Here is a 1,971-nt window from a genome sequence, read left to right as displayed (position 1 = left end):
GGTGTATGTAGTGAATTCAATTTTTCAATAAATCCCTGGGCATCAGCCTGGTTTTCGTAATGCGACAATGTTTTATAGGCCGCCTCATAAGCAGGGATGATCCTATCGGAAGCAAACAAGGCATTTGCCTTTCCCAGATTCCCATCAAAAGATGTACTATCATCTAACAGAATAGCATCGTATGAATCCAGACTGGTCTTAAAATCGGCTGTATACATTCCCAAGGTTGCTCTGAGCGCTTTTATCCAATTTTGTTTAGGCGCTCTTCTTTCCAAACTGTCTATTTGTTTATCTGCTTCCTTATACTTGCTATTCCAGATCAGGGCCTGGATATACCGTTCATTAGTCCTGTTCGTTATAACAGTATCATTTACAGAGGCAACTTTACTCATGGCAGTCCTGGCGATGTTTAAAGCCTCTTTGTCTTGCTTGCCTGTATGTGCTGCCAGGGAAATGCCATTTAGTGCAACAATAGAATCTGCCGCAGACTTAGCCATTCTTTCATAAGTGCTTTTTGCACTAGCAGTATTCTTGGTGATCAAATACAGATTGGCAAGATTTAGCAAGGTTTCTTTGTCTTCAGGAAAATCGGTAAAGATATCTTTCAGCATTCGCTCCGCAATATCGTACTGCTTATCCGTTAGGTAGTCATTGGCAAAACCTAGTTTGATATATTTCCTGGAGGTCTTGGCACTCCTGTTATTCGGTTGCAGCATTAATGCCTTATTGACCCAAGTCAGGGCCGATTTAAATTCTTTTAGATTACTTAAAGTGTTCGCATACCCTAAAAGAGCTCCAAAATTACTGGGGTTATTCGCTACCAATTCTTCATACAACGGTTTGGCAGTGCTATACTGCTTATCCCATAAGTAGGCCTCGTTATAGTTGATCTGAACCTCAAAATCTGATGGGTATTTCTGAAGAAGCTCAGAAAATAATTCAATGGCTTTGGTAGGTTCCCCGCTTAAGCCCACTGCCCTGCCGTAGCAGATCTGGGCCGTTTTGTTATTCGTGTCTGTTTCCAGATACGAATAAAAATAGGTTTCTGCCTCCTCAAATGATCCGGATTCCAATAATTCAAATCCTTCGTTCATACTTCTTTGTCCGCTCATAAGAGAGGACGTGAAAAGTAATACGGGTAATAAGAATTTAACTTTCATAGGTTAAGCATTTTTTGATGGTTTACGAAGCTATTTTTTGAGCTTCTCACCTTCTTATTATTTGGTTATGTAAAGTTAATGCAGTCCGTTCCGCACCGGAAGTGCGATAATGTACGTTCGTCTACAGCAATTGGCCATCCGTCTAAATCGGGAATTAAAAAACGTCAGCTTGGGAGATATTTGGGGTAATAATTAAAAGAACGCTTAACCAAAACAATTCATAAATGTGTTTACAAATTCAAGCAATTACAGCGCTTACTCATTAGAACACATCTTTAAAAATCGGATATGACGGCAATTAGAATTCTATTTAAAAAGTTAACCCCCGAACAAGTATTTATGGGTAGTGTGTTACTCGTTAATGGTGGCAACTATTTATACAACCTGATCCTGGGAAGATTGTTGGGGCCGGATGCATATGCTGATGCTGCACTTCTTGTAACGCTGCTGCTAGTTTTGTCCTTTCTGGGGATGACATTTCAGTTGACAACCACAAAATTCGCCGTAGTGTTTTCCGGAAAGGTTTGGGACCGTTTCTTAAACAGGATCTACAAACAAGCCATTATTGTGGGAATGTTTTTTGGCGCATTGTTCGTTTATTTTGCCAAAGATCTGCAAATGCTGTTTCAGACAAATACTCCCTATATGTTTGTGGCACTTGGCTTTGGAATCCCTTTATACTTTTTTATGAGCGTGAATAGAGGGAACTATCAGGGACATCATTATTTTAACAAGCTCTCTATCACCTATCAAACGGAGATGTGGAGCCGACTGCTGATCACCCTGGTATTCCTGTTATTTAGTCCCTGGG

General features: G+C 40.3%; 1 protein-coding gene and 1 pseudogene. One reads left to right on the top strand and one right to left on the bottom strand.

The features are described from left to right. The coding region (locus WBM49_RS13415; protein ID WP_424372557.1) for a tetratricopeptide repeat protein at positions 1-1,160 on the bottom strand (1,160 nt) is incomplete at its 3' end. Positions 1,161-1,448: 288 nt separating this feature from the next. Here WBM49_RS13415 and WBM49_RS13410 point away from each other — a divergent pair. Continuing rightward, positions 1,449-1,971: pseudogene (locus tag WBM49_RS13410) on the top strand (sugar isomerase); the annotation flags it as partial.

Origin of the sequence: Muriicola sp., from assembly GCF_049669965.1 — a bacterium.
Lineage (GTDB): Bacteria > Bacteroidota > Bacteroidia > Flavobacteriales > Flavobacteriaceae > Muriicola.
This window is presented reverse-complemented; position numbering and strand designations above follow the sequence as displayed.